At 68.1% G+C, this 19,366-nt stretch carries 22 protein-coding genes and 1 pseudogene; 5 read left to right on the forward strand and 18 right to left on the reverse strand.

Annotated features, from left to right (window positions below):
• Window positions 1–298: 298 nt before the first annotated feature.
• The gene (locus BMY29_RS11510; RefSeq protein ID WP_241471240.1) at window positions 299–2,707 is read left to right on the forward strand and encodes an MEDS domain-containing protein; all 2,409 of its coding nucleotides are present in this window, start codon (window positions 299–301) and stop codon (window positions 2,705–2,707) included.
• 30 nt (window positions 2,708–2,737) lie between these two features.
• Here the strand turns inward: BMY29_RS11510 and msrB are convergent, their stop codons facing one another.
• Both msrB and BMY29_RS21085 read right to left on the reverse strand, forming a co-directional pair.
• Window positions 2,738–3,139 (reverse strand): peptide-methionine (R)-S-oxide reductase MsrB, encoded by a 402-nt coding sequence (gene msrB, locus BMY29_RS11515; protein ID WP_049988815.1) that lies wholly within the window; start codon window positions 3,137–3,139, stop codon window positions 2,738–2,740.
• A 122-nt stretch (window positions 3,140–3,261) separates the two neighbouring features.
• Window positions 3,262–3,423 carry a hypothetical protein gene (locus BMY29_RS21085; RefSeq protein WP_173424864.1) on the reverse strand — a complete coding sequence of 54 codons (162 nt, stop codon included), beginning with the start codon at window positions 3,421–3,423 and terminating at the stop codon, window positions 3,262–3,264.
• A gap of 628 nt (window positions 3,424–4,051) precedes the next feature.
• On the opposite strand from BMY29_RS21085, the gene BMY29_RS11525 reads away from it, so the two are divergent.
• Entirely contained in the window at window positions 4,052–5,002 is a 951-nt protein-coding gene (locus tag BMY29_RS11525; protein WP_049988817.1) for a phytoene/squalene synthase family protein, read from the forward strand.
• A gap of 224 nt (window positions 5,003–5,226) precedes the next feature.
• Here the strand turns inward: BMY29_RS11525 and BMY29_RS21090 are convergent, their stop codons facing one another.
• From BMY29_RS21090 to BMY29_RS11540, 4 genes are all read right to left on the reverse strand, one after another.
• The gene (locus BMY29_RS21090) at window positions 5,227–5,388 is read right to left on the reverse strand and encodes a hypothetical protein (protein WP_173424865.1); all 162 of its coding nucleotides are present in this window, start codon (window positions 5,386–5,388) and stop codon (window positions 5,227–5,229) included.
• A 71-nt stretch (window positions 5,389–5,459) separates the two neighbouring features.
• Entirely contained in the window at window positions 5,460–6,401 is a 942-nt protein-coding gene (cruF, locus tag BMY29_RS11530; protein ID WP_049988818.1) for a bisanhydrobacterioruberin hydratase, read from the reverse strand.
• Window positions 6,394–7,266 carry a prenyltransferase gene (locus BMY29_RS11535; protein ID WP_049988819.1) on the reverse strand — a complete coding sequence of 291 codons (873 nt, stop codon included), beginning with the start codon at window positions 7,264–7,266 and terminating at the stop codon, window positions 6,394–6,396. The genes cruF and BMY29_RS11535 overlap by 8 nt, the downstream gene beginning before the upstream one ends.
• A 28-nt stretch (window positions 7,267–7,294) precedes the next feature.
• Complete coding sequence (locus BMY29_RS11540) at window positions 7,295–8,830, reverse strand: phytoene desaturase family protein (RefSeq protein ID WP_049988820.1); 1,536 nt, start codon at window positions 8,828–8,830, stop codon at window positions 7,295–7,297.
• A 175-nt stretch (window positions 8,831–9,005) separates the two neighbouring features.
• Here BMY29_RS11540 and BMY29_RS21785 point away from each other — a divergent pair, with 175 nt between their 5' ends.
• Window positions 9,006–9,179 carry a hypothetical protein gene (locus tag BMY29_RS21785; RefSeq protein ID WP_449289543.1) on the forward strand — a complete coding sequence of 58 codons (174 nt, stop codon included), beginning with the start codon at window positions 9,006–9,008 and terminating at the stop codon, window positions 9,177–9,179.
• A 176-nt stretch (window positions 9,180–9,355) separates the two neighbouring features.
• Here BMY29_RS21785 and BMY29_RS11545 read toward each other — a convergent pair whose 3' ends face one another.
• Together BMY29_RS11545 and BMY29_RS11550 are read right to left on the reverse strand one after the other, a co-directional pair.
• A complete protein-coding gene (locus BMY29_RS11545; protein WP_074854731.1) occupies window positions 9,356–9,640 on the reverse strand; it encodes a translation initiation factor eIF-1A in 285 nt (94 codons plus the stop codon).
• 101 nt (window positions 9,641–9,741) lie between these two features.
• A complete protein-coding gene (locus BMY29_RS11550; RefSeq protein WP_049988821.1) occupies window positions 9,742–10,254 on the reverse strand; it encodes a YkgJ family cysteine cluster protein in 513 nt (170 codons plus the stop codon).
• 27 nt (window positions 10,255–10,281) lie between these two features.
• Here BMY29_RS11550 and BMY29_RS21685 point away from each other — a divergent pair, with 27 nt between their 5' ends.
• Both BMY29_RS21685 and BMY29_RS21740 read left to right on the forward strand, forming a co-directional pair.
• Window positions 10,282–10,704, forward strand: coding sequence for a hypothetical protein (locus tag BMY29_RS21685; protein ID WP_338141402.1), 423 nt, complete (start codon window positions 10,282–10,284; stop codon window positions 10,702–10,704).
• Between the two features lie 113 nt (window positions 10,705–10,817).
• Window positions 10,818–11,053, forward strand: a pseudogene (locus tag BMY29_RS21740) (PRC-barrel domain containing protein).
• A 66-nt stretch (window positions 11,054–11,119) separates the two neighbouring features.
• Here the strand turns inward: BMY29_RS21740 and BMY29_RS11565 are convergent.
• The 10 genes from BMY29_RS11565 to BMY29_RS11610 all read right to left on the reverse strand — a co-directional run bounded on the left by BMY29_RS11565 (window position 11,120) and on the right by BMY29_RS11610 (window position 19,242).
• Window positions 11,120–12,178: an amidohydrolase family protein gene (locus BMY29_RS11565; protein WP_049988824.1), complete on the reverse strand. Its 1,059-nt coding sequence runs from the start codon at window positions 12,176–12,178 to the stop codon at window positions 11,120–11,122.
• Between the two features lie 200 nt (window positions 12,179–12,378).
• Window positions 12,379–12,609 (reverse strand): hypothetical protein, encoded by a 231-nt coding sequence (locus BMY29_RS11570; protein ID WP_049988825.1) that lies wholly within the window; start codon window positions 12,607–12,609, stop codon window positions 12,379–12,381.
• Window positions 12,610–12,700: 91 nt separating this feature from the next.
• A complete protein-coding gene (locus tag BMY29_RS11575) occupies window positions 12,701–13,177 on the reverse strand; it encodes a DUF8009 family protein (protein WP_049988826.1) in 477 nt (158 codons plus the stop codon).
• 26 nt (window positions 13,178–13,203) lie between these two features.
• A complete protein-coding gene (locus BMY29_RS11580; protein ID WP_049988827.1) occupies window positions 13,204–14,007 on the reverse strand; it encodes an adenosylcobinamide amidohydrolase in 804 nt (267 codons plus the stop codon).
• On the reverse strand, window positions 14,004–15,026 hold the full coding sequence (gene cobD / locus BMY29_RS11585) for a threonine-phosphate decarboxylase CobD (protein ID WP_049988828.1): 1,023 nt from the start codon (window positions 15,024–15,026) through the stop codon (window positions 14,004–14,006). Before cobD ends, BMY29_RS11580 begins: the two co-directional genes overlap by 4 nt.
• Window positions 15,016–16,074 (reverse strand): nicotinate mononucleotide-dependent phosphoribosyltransferase CobT, encoded by a 1,059-nt coding sequence (gene cobT, locus BMY29_RS11590; protein WP_049988829.1) that lies wholly within the window; start codon window positions 16,072–16,074, stop codon window positions 15,016–15,018. Before cobT ends, cobD begins: the two co-directional genes overlap by 11 nt.
• 2 nt (window positions 16,075–16,076) lie before the next feature.
• Window positions 16,077–16,718, reverse strand: a complete 642-nt coding sequence (locus tag BMY29_RS11595) for an NTP transferase domain-containing protein (protein ID WP_081985412.1) — start codon at window positions 16,716–16,718, stop codon at window positions 16,077–16,079.
• Window positions 16,718–17,485, reverse strand: coding sequence for an adenosylcobinamide-GDP ribazoletransferase (cobS, locus tag BMY29_RS11600; RefSeq protein ID WP_049988830.1), 768 nt, complete (start codon window positions 17,483–17,485; stop codon window positions 16,718–16,720). The genes BMY29_RS11595 and cobS overlap by 1 nt, the downstream gene beginning before the upstream one ends.
• On the reverse strand, window positions 17,476–18,555 hold the full coding sequence (locus tag BMY29_RS11605; protein WP_074854733.1) for a CobD/CbiB family cobalamin biosynthesis protein: 1,080 nt from the start codon (window positions 18,553–18,555) through the stop codon (window positions 17,476–17,478). The genes cobS and BMY29_RS11605 overlap by 10 nt, the downstream gene beginning before the upstream one ends.
• Window positions 18,556–18,600: 45 nt before the next feature.
• A complete protein-coding gene (locus BMY29_RS11610; RefSeq protein ID WP_049988831.1) occupies window positions 18,601–19,242 on the reverse strand; it encodes an HAD family hydrolase in 642 nt (213 codons plus the stop codon).
• Window positions 19,243–19,366: the final 124 nt, after the last annotated feature.

The raw sequence follows: 19,366 nt of genomic DNA on the forward strand, positions 1-19,366 counted from the left end.
CGGAGCGGAGGTGAGCGCTCGATCCGCTTCGGCGGCCGGCACCGAAACCGCGGTTTGTGCGGTCTGGGACGGCGAATTCTGACGAGACGCCGCCCCGTTGCACGAACGAGGCCCCGTAGGGTGACCGGCGTATTTATCCGCCTGTATCCGCTTACTGGAAGTAGTGACGAGCGGGGAGGCTGAAACACGCGACCGGGGCCCCGATTCCACGAATACATCTAGCGGTCTGGGACCACGGTGGTCCGTCGTTTGCGCTGCTGTCCAACCGACCACTACTTGACCATCTATGAGCCAACCGATGCAAGATACCGCGGACGACGTTCTCGGACTCGAAACGGGACTGAAAGCGCTGCGGGCGAGTCCGGAGTTTACCGGACCCGTCGAAGCGGTCGCGGGACACGACTCCTACGACCATCTCGCGCTTATCTACGAATCGCAGGCCGAACAGTTCGCGACGGCGATTCCGTACATCAAACACGGACTCGAACGCGGCGAGCGGTGCGTCTACATCGCCGACGAGAACGGCACCGACGAGATTCTCGCGGCGCTGCGAGACGCCGGCGTCGACGTCGACACCGCGCTCGAGTCGGGCGCGCTGACGATGTACACCGCTCAGGAGTCGTATCTCCGCAACGGGCGGTTCGAGCCCGACGACATGATCGCGTTTATCTCTGACACCATCGAGGAGGCCGCCGCCGACTACGAGGGACTGCGGATCACCGGCGAGATGTCGTGGGTGTTCGGCGACGATCCGCCGCTCGAGAAGCTCATCGAGTACGAGGGGAAGCTCAATCGCCTGCTCCCCGACGCGAACGGCATCGCGCTCTGCCAGTACAACCGCGAACGGTTCTCACCGGAGATCATCCGCGACGTTATCAAGACTCACCCGCACCTGATCTACGACAACACGGTCTGTCAAAATTTCTACTACACGCCGCCGGAGGAGTTCTTCGGCCCCGATCAGCCCGACCGCGAGATCGATCGGATGATGGGCACGCTGCTGGATCGAACCGAAGCGCGCGTCGAACTACAGGAGCGACGCCAACACCTCCAGCGACAAAACGAGATCACGGGCGATCCCGACCGCTCGTTCGAGGAGAAGCTGCACGACCTCTTCGAACTCGGCTGCGAGCGATTCGATCTCGAGCTCGGAGCGATGGCGCGCGTCGACGTCGACGACAACTGGTTCGAGGTCGAGTACGTCAGCGACGACCACGAGCACTTCGAACCCGGCATCGAGCTCCCGCTGTCGGAGACCTACTGCACCGCGGCTACCGAAATCGAAGCCGCCGGATACGTCTCGGATCCCCAGGCCGAGGGCTACGACGACATCACCGTCTACGAGGAGTACGGTATCCGCGCGTACCTCGGGACCCACATCGAAATCGAAGGCGGCGACAATCGGACGTTCTTCTTCGTATCCTCCGAACAGCGCGACGAGGAGTTCACTGACGACGAACTGACGTTCCATCGCCTGCTGGGCCAGTGGCTGAAATACCAGCTCGAACACGAACGACGGGAGCACCACGAGCGAACGCTGTACGAGATTGCGTCCGATCCCGACCGCTCGTTCGACGAGAAGCTCCAGACGATGTTCGATCTGGGCTGTGACCGGTTCGACCTCGACCTCGGCGGCCTGGCCCGAGTCGATCCGGCGACCGATTCGTTCGAAGTGGAAGCGACTAACGGCGATCACGAGTATCTCACGCCAGGCGCGGAGGCGCCGCTTTCGGAGACCTACTGCCGGCTGACTTTCGATGGCGACACGTCGGCCGGCGTTACCGATCCCGAATGGGCCGGCTTCGGAAACACCCTCGCCTACGAGGAGTTCGGCGTCGAGACGTATCTCGGGACGCGGATCGAACTCGAGAACGAACCCGATCGGACGTTCTTCTTCGTGTCCTCGGACTCGCGCGACAGGGGCTTCTCGGACGCCGAACGGACGTTCCTCCACCTGCTGTCCCAGTGGGTCGTGTACGAACTCGAGCGGAAACAACGCGAGCGAGCGCTCGAGGAGTCGAACGAACGGTTAGAGCAGTTCGCCTACGCCGCCTCCCACGACCTGCAGGAACCGCTGCGGATGGTCACCAGCTATCTCCAACTCCTCGAGACACGATACGGCGACGCCTTCGACGAGGACGGCGAGGAGTTCCTCGCGTTCGCTGTCGACGGCGCCGAGCGAATGCGGGAGATGATCGACGGGTTACTGGCGTACTCGCGGATCGAAACGCAGGGCGATCCGTTCGAGCCGATGGACCTGAACGACGTGGTCGAAGACGTGCTCGCGGATCTGCAGGTCCGGATCGACGAGAGCGACGCCGAGATCACGACCGCGGAACTCCCCCGCGTCGAGGGCGACGCCAGCCAGGTGCGCCAGGTGTTCCAGAACCTGTTCAGCAACGCCATCACCTACAGCGGGGACGAACCCCCGCGCGTTCACGTCGACGCCAAACGGCGCGGCCGGGAGTGGGTCATCTCGGTCGAAGACGATGGGATCGGGATCGATCCCGACGATCAGGACCGCGTGTTCACGGTCTTCGACCGGCTCCACAGCCGCGAGGAGTACGACGGCACCGGCATCGGCCTGGCGTTGTGCGAGCGCATCGTCGAACGCCACGGCGGCGACATCTGGGTCGAGTCGGAACCGGGCGAGGGGGCGACGTTCTCGTTCACGCTGCCCGCGTCGCGGATGTCCACCGAAACGTAGGACCGGACCGCGCGACGCCGACGTCGCCGATTACTCGTCGTCGAACTCGAGGGCGACGGAGTTGATGCAGTAGCGCTTGCCCGTCGGCTCGGGCCCGTCCTCGAAGACGTGGCCGAGGTGGCCGCCGCAGTTGGCACACCGGACCTCCGTGCGGCGCATTCCGTGGCTGGTGTCGAGTTGCGTTTCGATCCGGTCGTCGTCAACGTCGTAGAAACTCGGCCAGCCGCAGCCGGACTCGAACTTCGTCTCGGAGTCGAACAGTTCGGCGCCGCAGCCGGCACAGGCGTACGTGCCGTCGTCCTTGTGATCGACGTATTCGCCGCTGAACGGTTGTTCCGTGCCCGACTCGCGGAGGATGCGGTACTCTTCGTCGCTCAACTGCTCGCGCCACTCCTCGTCGCTCGTCGGGGCCTGGTCTGCCTCGTTACTCATGGGCGGTGGTACGGGCGAGACGGTCAAGAGTCTGTCTGCACGCTCGGCCATCCCGAACGGTCCATCGGACGGGGCGGGCGCTAGTCGTCGCTCGGAATCCCAGTCGGGAGGAGGAATCGCGGTCAGCGACTGGTGATGACGTCCGTACTCTTGCAGTTCGGACACTGCGTCATCCGGCCCAGTTTCGGGACCTCGATCCGCAACCATTCCTCCCCGCCAGGCGGTGCTTCGAAGCCGCAGTTCCGACACCGTGACAGTCGCCGCGTAGCTGAGTTGCTCGCCATGGTTCGACATATGCCATAGACTACCATATGTGTTCGTTTACCGTATCCCGACTGTCTCGCGTTTCGACGGACTGGTCAGCCGATCGTCTTCCGACGATCGGCAGCGACCACGCCGCGTTTGACAGGGGAGAGCGTGGACGACGCGACTCGATCGGTTCGATCCGTCTCGGTCTCGCCGAACCGTCCGGTCGCGTCGATCTCGGTCGGAGATCTTCCTCGTCAGTTCGGCCACCGCCTTCGAGCACCGATTCCGCGGTGTCGCCCGCGAGCGCCGCTTCGTGAGCGGTCACCAGGTCCCGTTGCGTCGGTCGTCGGAGCGGATCAGCGTCTCACCACGCCAAATCTCCGTGCGAACCGTCCACGAACGGCCACAAAACCGTTATCTAACGTATCTGCCTCTATTCCGCCTCGATCCCGTTCCGGTCCGTCGAACGGGAGTCGCGTCCCGACCGGCGACGGGACCGCCCCGGCGGACGGTGCTCGCGGCGCTGTTCGATCGAGTCCGACCCCCCAGTTCAGCGACGCTCGAACCGTAGCAAGGGGGTGTTATTTTGTTCACTCTTGTCGTAGCAGTTACACCCAATCGCCGTCGCAGCGCACGCCCACGGGACAAAAATAGAGACAGAGAATGCAACGGGAACACATCAACGCGAGCAAGGCGATACAGAGGCGGACCGGGAAGACGTTCTACCTCGCCACGCGGTTTCTCCCCGAGCGGGTTCGCCACGCCACCCACGTCCTCTACGCGTTCTTCCGGATCGCCGACGAGGTCGTCGACGACGCCGACGGCGTCGCCCCTGCCGAGCAACGCGCCAGGCTCGAGGAGTTGCGGGACCAGGCGCTCGGCGAGCGACCGCCGGAGGACCCGGTGCTCGAGGCGTTTCGGGAGCTCCGGGTGCGGTACGGGATCGACGACGCAGAGGTCGATTCGTTCGTCGACGCGATGGCGACCGACATCGACACGAGCCGGTACGAGACCTACGATGACCTCGAGTCGTACATGCGAGGATCGGCGGCCGCCGTCGGCGTGATGATGACCGCGATCATGGAGCCCGAAGCCGAGGAGACCGCCCTCCCCCACGCCATCAAACTGGGCGAGGCGTTCCAGATGACGAACTTCCTGCGGGACGTCCGCGAGGATATCGTCGAGCGCGACCGGATCTACATCCCGCAGGAGACCCTTCGGGAACACGGCGTCGATCCGGCGCAGATCGGACGGCTCGAGTACTCCGAGTCGTTCGCCGCGGCGATGGCCGCCGAACTCCAGCGCACGGAAGACCTCTACCGCGAGGGTGTCGCCGGCATCCGGTATCTCCCCGCGGACTGTCAGCTGCCGGTCCTGCTGGCGGCGGTCCTCTACGCCGAACACCACTCCTTCATCCGCTCGCAGGGGTACGACGTGCTCTCCCGGGAGCCGTCGCTGTCGACGACCCGGAAACTGTGGTGTCTCGCGAAGACGCGCTGGCACTGGCACTGGCATCGTGACCCGGAGGCGGTGTTCCAGCGGGTGTCGGCGGTGCCGACGGCCGAACCCGACCGCCACCGGTCCGAACACGGCGACAGCGTGGCGACTCGGTAACGGAAGCGGATCGAAAGCGGAAGCGAGCGCCGTTCCATCGACGTGGAGCGCCGGATGGCTCGAACGACCGCGGTCGGCGCGGGGCGTGGCCCACCCTGACGCTCGCCGCCGTCGCACCGCATCCCGTTCGGCGACGGCATCGCGGCGCCGTTGGGTAGAGGCTGCGCGACCGTCGGCCGCCAACCGACGCCAACCGCGCGTCGCTCGGAGCGTCGAGACTCGGGCTACTCGGAGATATCGTCGGTCGACAGCGCTGTCGTCTCGGCGACGATGAACTTCGCTAACTTGCGCTTGCTGTGCTCGGCGAGCAAGTGGTCCTCGAGTTGCTGATCGGCGGCCGGCTCCTCGCGGCAGACCGGACACTCGACCGGCTCTTTTGTCGCCATACGGATGACAATATCCTCACACGCAAAAGCGATACGCCGGCATATTCGTTCGGTCCGACCGCCGGCGACGGTCAGGATCGGCCGCCGGGCAGCGCCGTCCGGACCATCGCGAGGTCGTAGCGACCGGTCCCGAACAGGCCGAGACAGACCAACCAGGCGACCCCGGCGGCTACCCAGTTTCCGTAGAGGACGTTGATCGAGCCCCAGAGCAACACGAAGCTCACCAGGTCGTCCAGCGCGAACTCGCAGGTCCGGACGCGCTCGAGCAGGGCCGCCCGATCGAAGGCGAGATCCACGAGGACGACGGCGACGGTTCCCGAAAGCAGCCACCCGCGATAATTCGAGGCGGGAACGCCGTAGTAGCCGCCTGGCGGAACGTACGTCCAGAAGCCGATCGCGACGGCCGCGGGATCGAGCACCAGGTCGACCGCGAGGACGGCGGCGATGGCCGCGAGCAGTCGCGGGACCCGCCTGGCGGCCCGCTCGCGGAGGACCAGTAGCGCGAGCAGGTAGGCGTTCAGCACCAGCGGGACGAAAAACAGCGGGAGGGCCAAAGGGACCTCGCCGCCGAGCATCGGCCCGAGGCGGATCCCGTACTCGAAGGTCCCGTAGGGCCAGCCGGTCCGCACGCCGACGAATTCGATCGCGTAGGTGTAGGCCGTCAGGATGCCGAGGGAGACGAGCGCCCGCCGATCGATCCGCGGCAAGAGGGCGACGACCAGCGGCGAGCGCATCACCAGCGTTCCGAACAGGATCAGGAGGGGGTTGTACGCCAGCGCCGGCGGGAGCACCTCCTCGGCGCTCGCGACCAACGTCACCGCGCCGACGACGGGAAAGACGACGGCGATGGTGAATCGGTTCTCGCGGACGACGGCCTCGAGGCGGCGCTGGACGGCGGCCCGCTCGGTATCGGCGTCGCCCTCGCCCTCGCGGGACCGATTCCCCGTCGGTCCCGCCGTCTCGTTCGCCTCCGAACTCGCGCTCGCGGGATTCTCGCCGCTGCCGCTATCCATACAGCAGCCTCCAGAGCCCGCCCATCGTCAGGACGGCGCCGACGGCGGTGTTGATCGCCGGGAACCACCAGTACGCGCGGTCGACCGCCACGCTCGCCGTCGCGATCGCGGCGACGAGCGCGGGATAGACCAGCATGAGCGCACCCAGCCGGGCGTCGAGCGCGCCGAAGGCGGCCGCGCTCGCGAGCCAGCACGCCCCGCAGTAGGCGTAGGTACGGCGCTCGCCCAGCACCGTCGCGGTCGTCCGGATCCCGGTCTCTCGATCGGGTTCGATGTCGGGGATCGCCGAGAACGTGTGCATCCCCATTGCCCACAGCCACCCGCCGGCGATCGCGAGCAGCGGCGGCTGCGTTCCCGCGACGGCGGCGTAGGCGGCCGCGCCCGGCGTGATGTAGAGGCCGTTCGAGACCGAGTCCAGCGGCGGCGTCGTTTTGAGTCTGACCGGCGGCGCGCTGTAGGCCGCGCCGAGGACGAGGAAGGCGATCAGCCACGGCCAGGCGGCCAGCGGGAGCAGCGGCGCGAGCACAAGCGGCAGGGCCGCACAGAGTCCGACGGCGATGGGGACGTCACCCTGGCCCCGGTAGCGTGCCTCGCGGTCCTCCTTCTTCGGGTTCGCGGCGTCGATCGCCCGGTCGTAGACGTCGTTGATCCCGTAGAGGAAGACGTTGGCCGGCAGGAGGAAGTAGGCGAACAGCGCGACCGTCGCCGGGGCGACCAGGTCGCCGACGGACTCGGCGGCGTAGGCGACCCCGACGAGGACCGGGCCCGCCAGGTACAGCCAGAAGCGCGGCCGCGAGAGCGTGAGCAGGTACGAGAGCCGCTCGCCCGCGCTGGTCTCGTCGGCGGTCGCGGATTCCGAGTTCATCGATCGAGAGTCGCGGTGAGAGCCGGCATCATCCGCGATCCTCGAGCACCTTCTCGGCGGTCAGTTCGCCGCTGATGAGACACATCGGAACGCCGATGCCGGGCGTGGTGTCGCCGCCGGCGAAGTAGAGGCCGTCGACCGCCTTCGAGCGGTGGGGCGGGCGAAAGAGCGCGGTCTGTCTGAGGGTGTGGGCCAGGCCGAGCGCCGTCCCGTCGTAGCTGTTGTACCGGTTCGCGAAGTCCTCGACGCAGAAGCGCTCTTCGAGGACGATCCGATCCCGGAGGTCGGTCCCGGTGTGGTCGGCGATGTCCGCGAGCACCTCGTCCCGGTACCGGTCGCGGATCTCGGGCGTGTCCTCGAGGCCAGGCGCGATCGGGACGAGGACGAACAGGGCGCTGTGGCCGTCGGGCGCGACGTCGTCGTCGGTCTCGGAGGGGACACACACGTAGTAAGCCGGATCGTCGGGCCACTGCGGGTCCTCGAAGATCTGCTCGAAGTGCTCTCCCCAGTCGGTCGGAAGCACGAGGGAGTGATGGGCGAGTTCGTCGACGTCGCCCTCGACACCGAGATACAGCAGAAACGCGGAGGGAGCGTAGGTCCGCTTCTCCCAGTAGTCGGCGTCGTAGCCCCGTTGCTCCGGCGGCAACAGTTCCTGTTCGGTGTGAGCATAATCGGCGTTGCTGACGACGAGGTCGGTCCGCAGCGGTCCGTCCGGGGTCTCGACCACGAACGCGCCCTCGCGGCCCTTGATCGCCGTCGCCGGGCGGTCGGTATCGTAGGTGACGCCCAGTTCGCTCCCTACCTCCGCGATGGCGTCGACGACCGCGGCGATCCCGCCGTCGGGGTACCAGACGCCGAGGTTGAAATCGACGTGGCTCATCAGGTTGTACAGCGCCGGCGTGTTCGAGGGCGAACCGCCCAGAAACACCAGCGTGTACTGCATGATCTGCTGGAGTTTCGGGTGGTCGAAGTAGTCCTCGACGTGGCCTTGCATCGACCCCAGCAACGAGAGCCCGCGGGCCTGGCGGGCCACGTCGAGGTCGAGGTAGTCCCGCAGGCGCGTCCGGTCCTCGTAGACGAAGTGTTCCATTCCGACCTCGTAGTTCTCGCGGGATTTCGCGAGGTAGCGTTCGAGGGCCTCGCCCGCACCGTCCTCGTACTCCTCGAAGACGGCCTTGGTGCGTTCGAGATCGGGCGTCACGTCCACGCGGTCGCCGTGTGCTCGCGGGCGCTGCCCGCTCGCATCGTCCGCGGAACTCCGTTCCGCGCTATCCTTGAAGAAGATCCGATAGTGCGGATCGAGGTGCGTGAGGTCGTAGTAGTCGCTGGGCGTCCGGTCGAAGTCGGCGAAGAAGCGCTCGAAGACGTCGGGCATCAGGTACCAGGAGGGCCCCATGTCGAACCGGAATCCGTCCTTCTCGAGTCGGCTGGCCCGGCCGCCCACCTGTTCGTTCTTCTCGATGACGTGCACGTCGGCACCCGCGTCGGCGAGGTAGCAAGCCGTCGAGAGCCCACCGATACCGCTCCCGATCACCGCGATCGACTCGCCGACCAGCGATTGCATACCCGGATCTGAACATGGGACCGGTGTTAAACGTATGTCATACCTATGTAGGGTCGGCGACGGAGAACGGCGGCGGGCGTCCGAAGGACACGTCCGCCGGATCGAGCCGCACGGTTTCGATCGGCGAACGCGGAGTTATGCTCGTGCGTGTCGTATGGTACCACGGAGAAAAAGAATGCAAGTCACAGCAACGCGGACTGTCGCGTGTCCGCACTGCGGAGAAGACGCGACCGTTTCGCTCCCTAGCGAAGACGCGGACGTAAACGTCAGCCACTCGGTCGCGGCGTTCGGCGACCACACCACCGTGACGTGCTCGCAGGGGCATACCTACTGGGTATACTTCTGTTAGGACGTCCCGTTTCTTCACCGCGTCCGATCGGCGATCCGATAGCCGGAGCCAAGCCGTTTGCTATCGTCGGGCGGGGTCGCGGAGTACGTACTGCAAGCGCGCGAGAGCGAGCGCGGCCGCTAGTCGGTCGTAACTGTGCGGAGAAATCTAGTAGGAATCGGTCCCGAGTACGGGGTTCAATCGATGTGGCCTTCGCGACGCAGTTGATCTGCGTCCTGGCCGGTGTATCGCCATTCGATGGTGGCTTTCTCGTCCTGCCAGTCCCAGGGCTCGGCGACGACGATGTCGTCTTGCTCGATCCAGGTGCGGTATTTCATGCGCCCGGGAATGCGGCCGAGCCGTTCCTTGCCGTCTTCGCAGCGAAGTTGGACGTGGTTGCCACCGAGGTGTTCGGTTACGACGGCGAATACTTCATCGTTGTTGGGCATACGGAGGTTCCGTCGCCCGGAGTCTTCTGTCACAGCTTACCTACGTCGGGGAGCCATTTAAACCATTGGAAGGGCGTGGTATCGTCCCGCATGCAGCCGGCCGTCCGTTTTTCGCCGGCTGTGCCGCCTGGCGACTACAGTTCGCGGTCCGAATCCGGGTTCTCGAGTTCCCACAGGAGTTCCGGCAGGAACGCCTCGAGGTTGTCGATGACCGACCGCTCGCTGACGTTCAGCCCCTCGCAGTGCTCGTGGGCCGAGTCGCGAATGTCGACGTGGAGGTCGCCGTCCTCCTTCCAGACCCCCAGCGGGAAGACGGAGCATCTGGTCGGCTTCCAGTCCTCCTCCAAGTGCAGCGAACACAGGCCGTCCTCCCGGAGGAAGGCGCAGGCGCAGCCGTCTTCGGCGACGTGGTCGTCGCGGGCTTTCGATTCGCGGGTGACGAACTTCTCGCCGCGGAAGTCCGTCGTGGTCTCCGCGAGGTTCGCCCGCTGGGCGAGTTCGAGGAGGTCTTTGTCGTACAGCAACACGCCGTGCTGACAGCACCAGGTGCAGTCGTCGACGCACTCGAAGGTGAGGTCGGGGTCGAACTCGACGACGACCTCACGGTCGGGGTAGACCTCGACGCGTCGCGTTGCGTCAGCGCTCACGTGTCGTGGGAAGGTGGTCGCCCTGAAGTGCCTTTCTACCCGTCCGCCACCGACCACGTCGGTGATCCCGTCACCGTCACCCCGACCGGATTCACCAGGCCGGGATCGCGAGATGCAAACGGAATCGCGGCGCAGTCCTGGGCCCACGCACATGTAGGTCGGACGTATTCCCCGCCGCTCGGTCAAGACGGAACCGGAACCATGTGCGCCAACCTGACGGTCGACGACGAAGGGAAGCGCGTCGTCAACACGAACGGCAAGGCGGTCGGCGTCGTCAAGGACGTCGAAGCAGGCGTCGCGTACGTCGAACCGGGCCCGGAAATGACGGACTCGATCAAGTCGCGGCTGCGCCGCGATCGAGACGTCGCCGACGGGATGGAGAACTTCCAACTCGACGAGGACTACGTCGACGAGATCACGGGCGACGAAATCCGGCTGCAGCGGTTCTGATCGGACGCACGTAGTATCGCCGGCAGCGACGGTCCCGGATGAGCGAAGCCTCACGGACGCGAGACAAATGCAAGGGCAGTGTATACCCCGCCGCTCGACGGATCGGAGACCGCATGTGCGCCAGCTTCACAGACGACGAAGGGAAACGAGTCGTCAATGCGAACGGCGAGGAGATTGGAATCGTTCAAAATATCAGCGGCGGAACCGCCCACGTCGATCTCAGCCCCGGCATAACCGATACGATTAAATCGAAGCTCGGCTGGGTGACGACGACGCAGAGACCTATCCGCTCGAGGCGGACCGCGTCGAGTCGATCACCGACGACGAAATCCGAATCCAACAGCTCTGAACGGACCCGTATCTCGTTTTTCGAGGAGACGAGACACGTTCGCATCGCCGAACGGCGACCGCCCGGCTATCGGATCACGCTCTCGAGGTTCCGAGCGCGGATGTCCCGCCAGGCCTCCGCGTCGAGTTCGAACCGGTCGAACACCGTGAGCTGCGGGATCTCTTGACCGGGGTAGATGTAGTCCGACCCCCAGACCAGCTGCTCGTGGTGGTTCGCGAGGAAGTCCTGTGCGTACTCGGGATCGCGAGTCAGCGCGTTCCACCCGGAGCCGGCCGAGAGGTCGCCGTAGACGTTGTCGTACGAGTCGAGCAGTTCGGGGACGCGGCCGCCCGGTTCGATCGCTCCCTCGGGGTATCGCCCTCGGTCAGCGGCCGAGACGTCGGCGGAGATATGCGCCCACCAGAAGTGAGCGTGCGCGATGAAGTCGACCGACGGATACGAGGCCACCACGTCCTCGAACCGCGGCAGGCCCGGCTCGTCGAGCATCGCCTTGTCGTCCAAGTGGCACAGGATCGGCAGGTCGTACTCGGCGCAGAGATCGTAGATCGTCTCGAGCCGCGGATCGTCGATCGCCAACCCGGGCTTTAGCTCGCCGAACCCGCGTGCGCCGCGGTCGACGTACCCCTCGAGCAGGTTTCTGACCGTCTCCTCCTCGTAGACCAGTGTCCGCGGATCGACCGTACAGAACGGCACCAGGCGATCCGGATACGACGACACCTGCTCGAGCACCCACCAACTCGGGGCCTGAACGGGGTAGCTCTCGGGCGAATCCAGCGCCAGAACGACGGCGCGGTCGATCCCCCGAGCGTCCAGCCAGGCGACCAGGCCGTCGGCGTCCAGGGGGTCCCTATCGAGGGTCTCGTGGGGGATCAAGTGCGTGTGGGCGTCGAACAGCGGCAGGTCCGCGACGGAACCGTCGTCCTCACCTTGCGTTTCCGCGTCCGGTTGTACGACGCGAGCGGAATCGTCGGTCGCACGAGCCGCGGCCGTCGCCGGTCGGGGTGCTCGCGTGCCGATCGCGCCGAGCGTCCCGGTGAGACCGGCGGTCGTCGCGAGCGAAAGTACTCGGCGTCGCGTCGCCGCGGCGGGTGATCGGGTCGGATCGCCCGCTCGTTCGTCGGACATACGCGGTGGTCCCACCGACCGACGCAAAACGCTGCGGGGGACCGGTCGGGATCCCGACCGATCCGTGAGGGTGGTTCGGCCGGGCGTTCGGGCACCGGCGGGACGTACGTCGGGTACGTCGACTCGGTGACGACTCTGTCACGGCGGGATGCCGAAAATGCCTTCATCAATTCGACTCGATCCGATTCCGAACTGCCGTCTCACTCCTCGAGCAGCAGGTACGTTCGCGCGCCGCGGTGCTCGAGCGAGACAGCGTCGGTCCCGACGGTCGTCCGGACGAACTCCTCGATCCCCGCCGCGTGTAGATCGGTGACGTCGATCCGTTGCTGGCCCGGTCTATCCCGATCGGTCGCCTCGAATTCGCGGTAGTCGATCGGCTCGACCTCGTTTCGATCGGTCCGCTCGTCGTTCCCCTCGACGATCAGTGGCATATTCCTCAGTTAGTCTGAGTGTACGTTAACCCGATCCGTCCGGAGTGAAAGTGAAAGTGCGGGAGAGATCGGAGATACTCGCCGGAATCACCTAGCCGAGCGGTTTGATTTCGACGCGGTGTGGCCCGTCGTCGGTCTCGATCGTGACCGCGTCGACGATCGCCTCCGTCGCTCGCGCTCGCCAGGCCCCGACGGCCTCGGCGTGGCGCTTGCGGAGCCGTTTGGCCTCGTCCGATCCCGGTTCCGAATCAGTATCCGTATCCACATCTGTGTCTACGTCCGCGTCCGCGAGTTCCGCTTCGAGATCGAGGGCGGGGTAGTCGGCGACGACCTCGTCCGCGATGACGTCGGCGGGCGCGAGGTGGACCGCGCCGGTCAGTTCGGTGTCGTCGACGCGGTAGACGTGGATGCGAGCCCGCATCCGGCCGTGAAACGGCGGCGTCACCCGGAGGACGGCCTCGCCCGGGTTCTCCCGGCCGTACACGTACGCGTCGACCGCGTCCTCCGGGGAGAGCGCGATCGAGCGGATTGCTGTCGGGTCGCTATCGTCGTCCTCACCCTCTACCATCGGCCGTCGGTAGGGTTCGCGGCGGTTTAACTGTCGGGTTCGGGATCGCCATCGGCACGCGCCGGTCGAAAGACCTCGGCGCGGCCGTTCGTCGAGACGCCGTAAGTGGCGTCGGCGACCGATGCAGGCAGGTCCGCGTCGACGTCCGCGTAGTGCGCTCGGAGCGACGCCCGAACGGCATCACGGACGCAGGCGCGGGCCGCCGCACCGACCTCGGTACCGCTGCCCGAGAACGCCGCTTCGGGACCCGACGGATCGTGACCGGCGACGATCGCGTCCGTCGTGGTGCCCGGAAACCCGGTCTCGGCCAGTAGCGTCGCCGCCTTCGCCTCCGCGGCGACCGCGACCAGGTTCGCCAACGCGCCAGGCGCGAGCGCGCGCGTCGTGCCGACGACGAGGTTGACGGTGCCCCACTTCGGCCCGTCCTCCCGCCCGGAATCGGGAGTCGATTCGCTTGGGCGATCCGACGCCGCGGGGTCCGGATCCATCGGCAGCGCGGCGGGGTTCGAAATCCCGGCGGTCGCGTACACCGTCACGGACCCGCGGCGCGCGCCGCGGGCGTCCGCGACATCGACGCCGGTCAGGAGCGCCGGTCCGTCCGCGGGTTCCGGTTCCGACGGCCGCTCGAACCCCGCTCGCGCGAGCCGTTCGTCGACGTACGCCCCGAGATCCGTGCGATCCCACCCGTTGGGCACTGAGACGTTGTACGCGCAGTCGGCTCTCCGCCGGCCGCCGTTCCAGCCGGTTGAGAGCCACTCGGTGTCCGGGCGCCGGATTCGGAGAACGCCGTCCCGTCGGATCGCGTCGTAGGCGCCGTCGGACTCCGTCATACGTCCAGCGCGGCGAGCAACCGATCGGTCGCGTTGCGGTCCTTGACCGCCACGCGGACGTGCGAGTCGAGCCCCCGGAAGGTCGTCGCGTCCCGGATCGCGACGCCGTCGGCCCGCGCGTCCGCGATCACCGTCGCGACGTCGCGGTCGCCGACGTCGCACAGGAGGTAGGGCGCGTCCGACGGGTGGACGTCGAATTCGGTCCCGAGCGCGTCGGCCATCCGCTCGCGCTCGCGGGCGACTCGTTCGCGCGTCTCGCGGACGAACTCGTCCCGGCGCAGACAGTGCGCGCCGACGCGGGCCGCCGGCGTTCCGAGTGACCAGGCGCGCCGAGCCGTCGCGAGCGCGTCGCGTCGCTCGCCGGTCGCGACGGCGAAGCCGGCCCGGAGCCCCGGAAGGCCGAACAGTTTGGTGAGCGAACGGGCGACGACGACGTTCTCCCGACCGAATTCCGCCGCCGACGCCCGGTCGGTGAATCCGAGGAACGCCTCGTCGACGAGTAGAGTTGTCCCGGCGTCGGCGCACTCGGCCGCGAACGCCGCGAGCGTGTCCGGACCGATCGCGTCCCCGGTCGGATTGTTCGGCGTGCAGATCACGGCCAGCGCGCACGCCTCGAGCGTGGTCGGACCGAGGTCGGGCAGGTCGTCGTAGCGGACGAACCGCGGGGTCGCCCCCTGGAGCCGGACCTCGCGGGCGTACTCGCCGAAGCTCGGATACGGAACTAAGGCTTCGTCACCCGGTTCGAGAGTGAGTTCCATCGCCAGGCGAATCGCGGCGAGCCCGCCGGGGGTGGGGATCACCTGCGTCGGCTCGCAGCCGACGAATTCGGCCGCGGCGGCGCGGAACTCGGAATAGTCGTCGTCCGGGTAGCGGCGGGACTCCTCGAGCGCGGCCGCGTAGACGTCGTCGACGCCCTCGGGAGTGCGGGGGTTGGTGTTAGCCGAGAAGTCGAGCACGTCCTGGTCAGGTTCGCCGCCGTGGGGGACCCGTTCGGCGGTGCGGATCGACTCAGGATCCACGAGTGTCCTCCGTCGCCGTCCCATCGTCCACCTGTTCGTCGTTTCTCCCGTCGCCTTCGCTCTCGATCCCGAGCCGGGCGCAGACCGCTTCCAATCGGTCCCTGACCTCGCGCATCCGCCCGTCGGCGTCGGGGACCAGCGAGAGCGCACCGCCCATCGCGACGCCCTCCTTGGCCTCGCCGGCGCGGTAGCGCGCCATCGCGACGTGGTCGCGCTCGTCGAAGCCCGGATCCGTCACGGTCAGCTCGCAGTTGAACCGCTCGCAGGCCGCCGCGAGGTCGTCGCCCCGCTCGTCGGCCACGAACGAGGTGGTCGCGATCGACAGTCCCGCGTCGACGTCCGCGTGGCGCAGCAGGGCCGCGACGGCGACCATCTGCGTTCCGCCGGCCAGGGTCACGTCGGTCTCGGCCGCGAGCGCCCCGGCCGCGATCCCGGCCACCGTCGGCTGGACGGGATCGCCGACCGCCTCGACCGCCTCGAGCGGCGCGCCCTCGCAGTCGCCCGGTTCGAGGCCGCTCGCTGCCAGGCCCTCGTCGACGACGCGTCGCTTGCGTTCGATCGGGTTCTCGGGCAGCGACGAGGAGACGCCGGTCGGTTCCCCGAGCGCGGTGAGGACGCCGAGCGCCGTGGTCGTGCCGCCTGGCACCGTTTCGCCGATCAGGAGCTCGTCGTCCGGCAGGCTCGTCCCGTAGTCGTACGCGCGGTCGAAGACGGCGTTCGCGTCCGGCACGGCCGCGTCCTCGCGGATGTCGTTGCCCGGTTCCACGCCGAGATCGACCGTCGGCGCGGCGGTGGACCGCGCGAGTCCGGCGTCGATCGCGGCGAGATCGAAGCCGACGACCTCCTGGACGGCCCTGGTCACTGCCGCGGGCGTCGGACAGCCGTTCGGGCTCACCGGGGTCACCGGCGCGGCGACCGGCTCCCCGTACGCGAGGATCTCGACGTCCGCGGAGGGGGTATGTTCCATCAGCTCCGGGGCGGCTCCGGCGGCGCTGATGCCGTCGATCAGGGCCGTTTCGGTCGTGCCGGCGGGGAGGAGGACGCGCATCGCTATCGCTCCTCCGCGTCCGTCTCCGCGTCCGACGACGTCTCCGACTCCGTCGTCGTCACCGGTTCCGTCCGCCGATCCCGCAGCAGCTCGGTCGCGAGACGGGCGTCTTCGAGTCGGTTCACGTTCACTGCCAGTCGCGAGTCGTAGTACACGTCGGTCATAGTCGTGGTATCGTCCGGATCGCCGACCACGTTGACCCCGGTCGGCGCAAGGTGGTCCTCCGGTTCGAGTCGTGCGTCGATGCTGACGCCCAGGCGCCGCTTGAGCGCCGCGGGGACGCAGACCGTCCGCGAGGCGCCGCCGTCCCCGCGGGCTGCGAGCACACGATCGACGACTGCCGCCTCGAGCAGCGGCAGATCCGCGGCGACGGTCAGGACCGGCGGCTCGATTTCGGAGCGGTCGAGGACGGCAAGCAGATCAGCCACGTAGCCGTCGCCAGGCGTCTCGATTGTCGCGACACCGTCGACCGATTCGAGGTGGGATCGCGTTTCGGGCGCGTTCGGCGAGACGGCGGCGTGGATCGCCTCGATCCGGCTCTCCCGGAGCGCCCCGAGCACGCGATCGACCATCGGGTCGCCGTCGATCGGGTGCAGCGGCTTCTCGTGGGGACTCTCGAGGCGGGTGCCTTTCCCGCCGCACATCACGAGAGCGTCCACGCGATCACCCCCAGGTGGACGCCGGCGACGCGGCCGATCTCGTTGGCCGCGCCGAAGATATCGCCGCTTATCCCGCCGAGGTGGCGGTCCGCCCAGTACCACGGGAGGCCGATCCCCGCGACCGCGCCGCAGAGCGCGACCGCCGGGACGGGCCGCGGCCAGGTGAGCGCGACAGCGGGCAGGGCGACGACCGCGGGCGCGACGAAGGAGGCGGGCCCCGACGCCGCGGTGAACTGCGCGCCCATCCCCTCGGTGGCTGCCCGGCCGAAACAGGCCATCGCGGCCATCCCGAGTTTCGTCCCGACCTCGGCGCCGATCGCGACGCCGATTGCTGCACGGACGGGGAGGCCCGCCAGGCCGAGGCCGCCGAGTGCCAGCGCGGCGACGGTGAGCGCCACCGCCAGTAGGGCCCCGACGCCGGTCGTCGTGTCCTTGAGCACCTCGCGGCGGCGCTCGACGTCGCCGTGGACCGCCAGCGCGTCGCCGAGGTCCGCGACGCCGTCGAGGTGGTGAATCCCCGTGACGGCGTAGACGGCCAGCAGATAGCCCGCGGCCACGGTCGGCGCGGGCAGCGCGTCGGCCGCGAGCAACGGGACGGCCGTCAGCGCCCCCGCGACGGCGCCGACGATCGGAAACGCCGCCGGCGTCGATCGAAACGCCTCCCAGTCGCCCTCGCGGTGGCTCACCGGGAGCCGCGTCAGGAACCCGACGGCGCCGCGGACGGCGCCGAGCCAGCGTGCGATCACCGCCATCCCGGGCTCACCTCCGTCGCCCAGCGACCGAGCAAGACGAGCGCGGAACCGCCGACCGAGGCGAGCGCGAGTCCGGTCACGGCCGCGCCCCCGCGGTCGACCGCGAGCGCCGCGGCCAGTTCGTCGACGACCAGCGCGAGGACGGCAGCCACGACGACCGAGACGACGGCCGCCAGGCCGACCAGCGAGATGGCCCGCTCGCCGTCGGCGAGCGTCGGGAGGTCGGCACCCGGATTGAGAACGTAGACGGCCGGTTTCTCGAGGCGGACGCCGAGGACGCAGGCCAGCGTCGCCATCGGCCACCCGGAGTTCGGCGAGGGCGGCGCTCGTGCCCACTGCCGAGCGCGGGCGAGCGCGAACGGGTCGGCCGCGGCGACGGCGATCGCGGCCGCCGTGAGGCGAGCGGGGACGAACATCACCAGATCGTCCAGACGCGCGCTCGCGGTGCCGATCGGCTTCGACGGGTAGCCGAGCATCGAGTCCAGTGTGTTGACGCCCTTGACCCAAGCGGCGGCCGCCGCGGCGGCCGGCAGCGAGATCGGCGCGAGCACCGCGAACGGGAGCAGCGTCGCGACCAGGCCGTCCGCGAGATTCTCCGCCGCGCTCTCGACGGCGGCGCTGCGGAGTTGGCCGGCCGAGAGGGTCGACGTATCGCGGCCGACCAGGCCGCGGATCCGCTCGCGGGCCTGGTCGAAGTCGCCCTCGTCCGATCCCTTGTTCTGGGGCTCAGCGTCGGTCGCCGCGATCACCTCCTCGGTGAGATCGAGCAGCGAGCGTAGGCTCGTCGTCAGGAAGAGCACGACCGCGGCGGCGACGCCGCCGGCCGTCGGATGCGCGTCGGTCGCGGCGAGGACGACGCCGCCGGCGACCGCGGCCGGGATCAGGGGAGCCCCGACGGCGATCGCGACCCCGACCGCTCGTTGCCCGCGGTCGTCGGGACGCCACTCTCGATCGAGCGTGCCGACCAGGCGACCGAACCAGGCCACCGGATGGGCTGCGGTTGGCGGCTCGGCGATCAGGAGATCGAGGCTGAACGCGAGGCCGATGATCGCCAGCGTCGTCAGGCTCACGGCGTCGCCTCCATAGTATGTTCCGTGCGTTCCGGATGGCGACGATTACTCATGACTGCTGTGATCGTTCGGGGACGCCAGGCGCGCCGGCACGTCTTCGAGTGGGCAGTCCTCGAGGAGCAGCGCCGTCCCGCCGATCGCTTCGATGCCGCCGTCGGCGCGGGGATCGTCGCCGACGTGGACGAGGTCCGCGGGGGCGACCCCGAGTTCGTCGGCGGTCAGCTCGAATATCTCGGGCGCGGGTTTGCGCCACCCGCAGCCGACGCTCGTGACGATCGCGTCGAAATCGTCGCGCTCGAACTCGGACCTGACGAGCGTCCGCCCGACCAGTTCCGGGACGCTGCAGTTCGAGCAGATCGCGACCGGCCCCCGCTCGCGGGCGGCGTCGACCGCCTCGACCGCGCCCGGCCTGGTCTCGACGGTCGGATCGAACGCCGCGACGACGGCCCGCCTGGCGGCGTTGCGCTCGTAGTCGACGCCGCGGCTCGCGAGCGCGCGCGAGACGTGAGCCGGAAGCGGCACTTCCGCGCCGTCGGGCGCGTCGACGTGTGCCTCGGCGTAGGCGTCGGCCCAGTCGTCCGGGACTACGACGTCGCGTTCTGCAAGTTCGGTCGCGACGGCCGCGGCCGGGTCGGCCGGGCGGTCGGCGGTCACCAGGGTCCCGAAGAGGTCGAACGATACTCCCACGCTACTGTAACTAGTACAAGATGACTTTAATTTCGCGGTCCCTCGGAACCGGTGACGGTCACGGCGGGTGCTACGAGCACGGGCGGGAGTCACGCGCCGAAAGGAGACCGCAAAACGAACGGCG

Source organism: Natrinema salifodinae (assembly GCF_900110455.1).
GTDB classification, from domain to species: Archaea; Halobacteriota; Halobacteria; order Halobacteriales; family Natrialbaceae; genus Natrinema; species Natrinema salifodinae.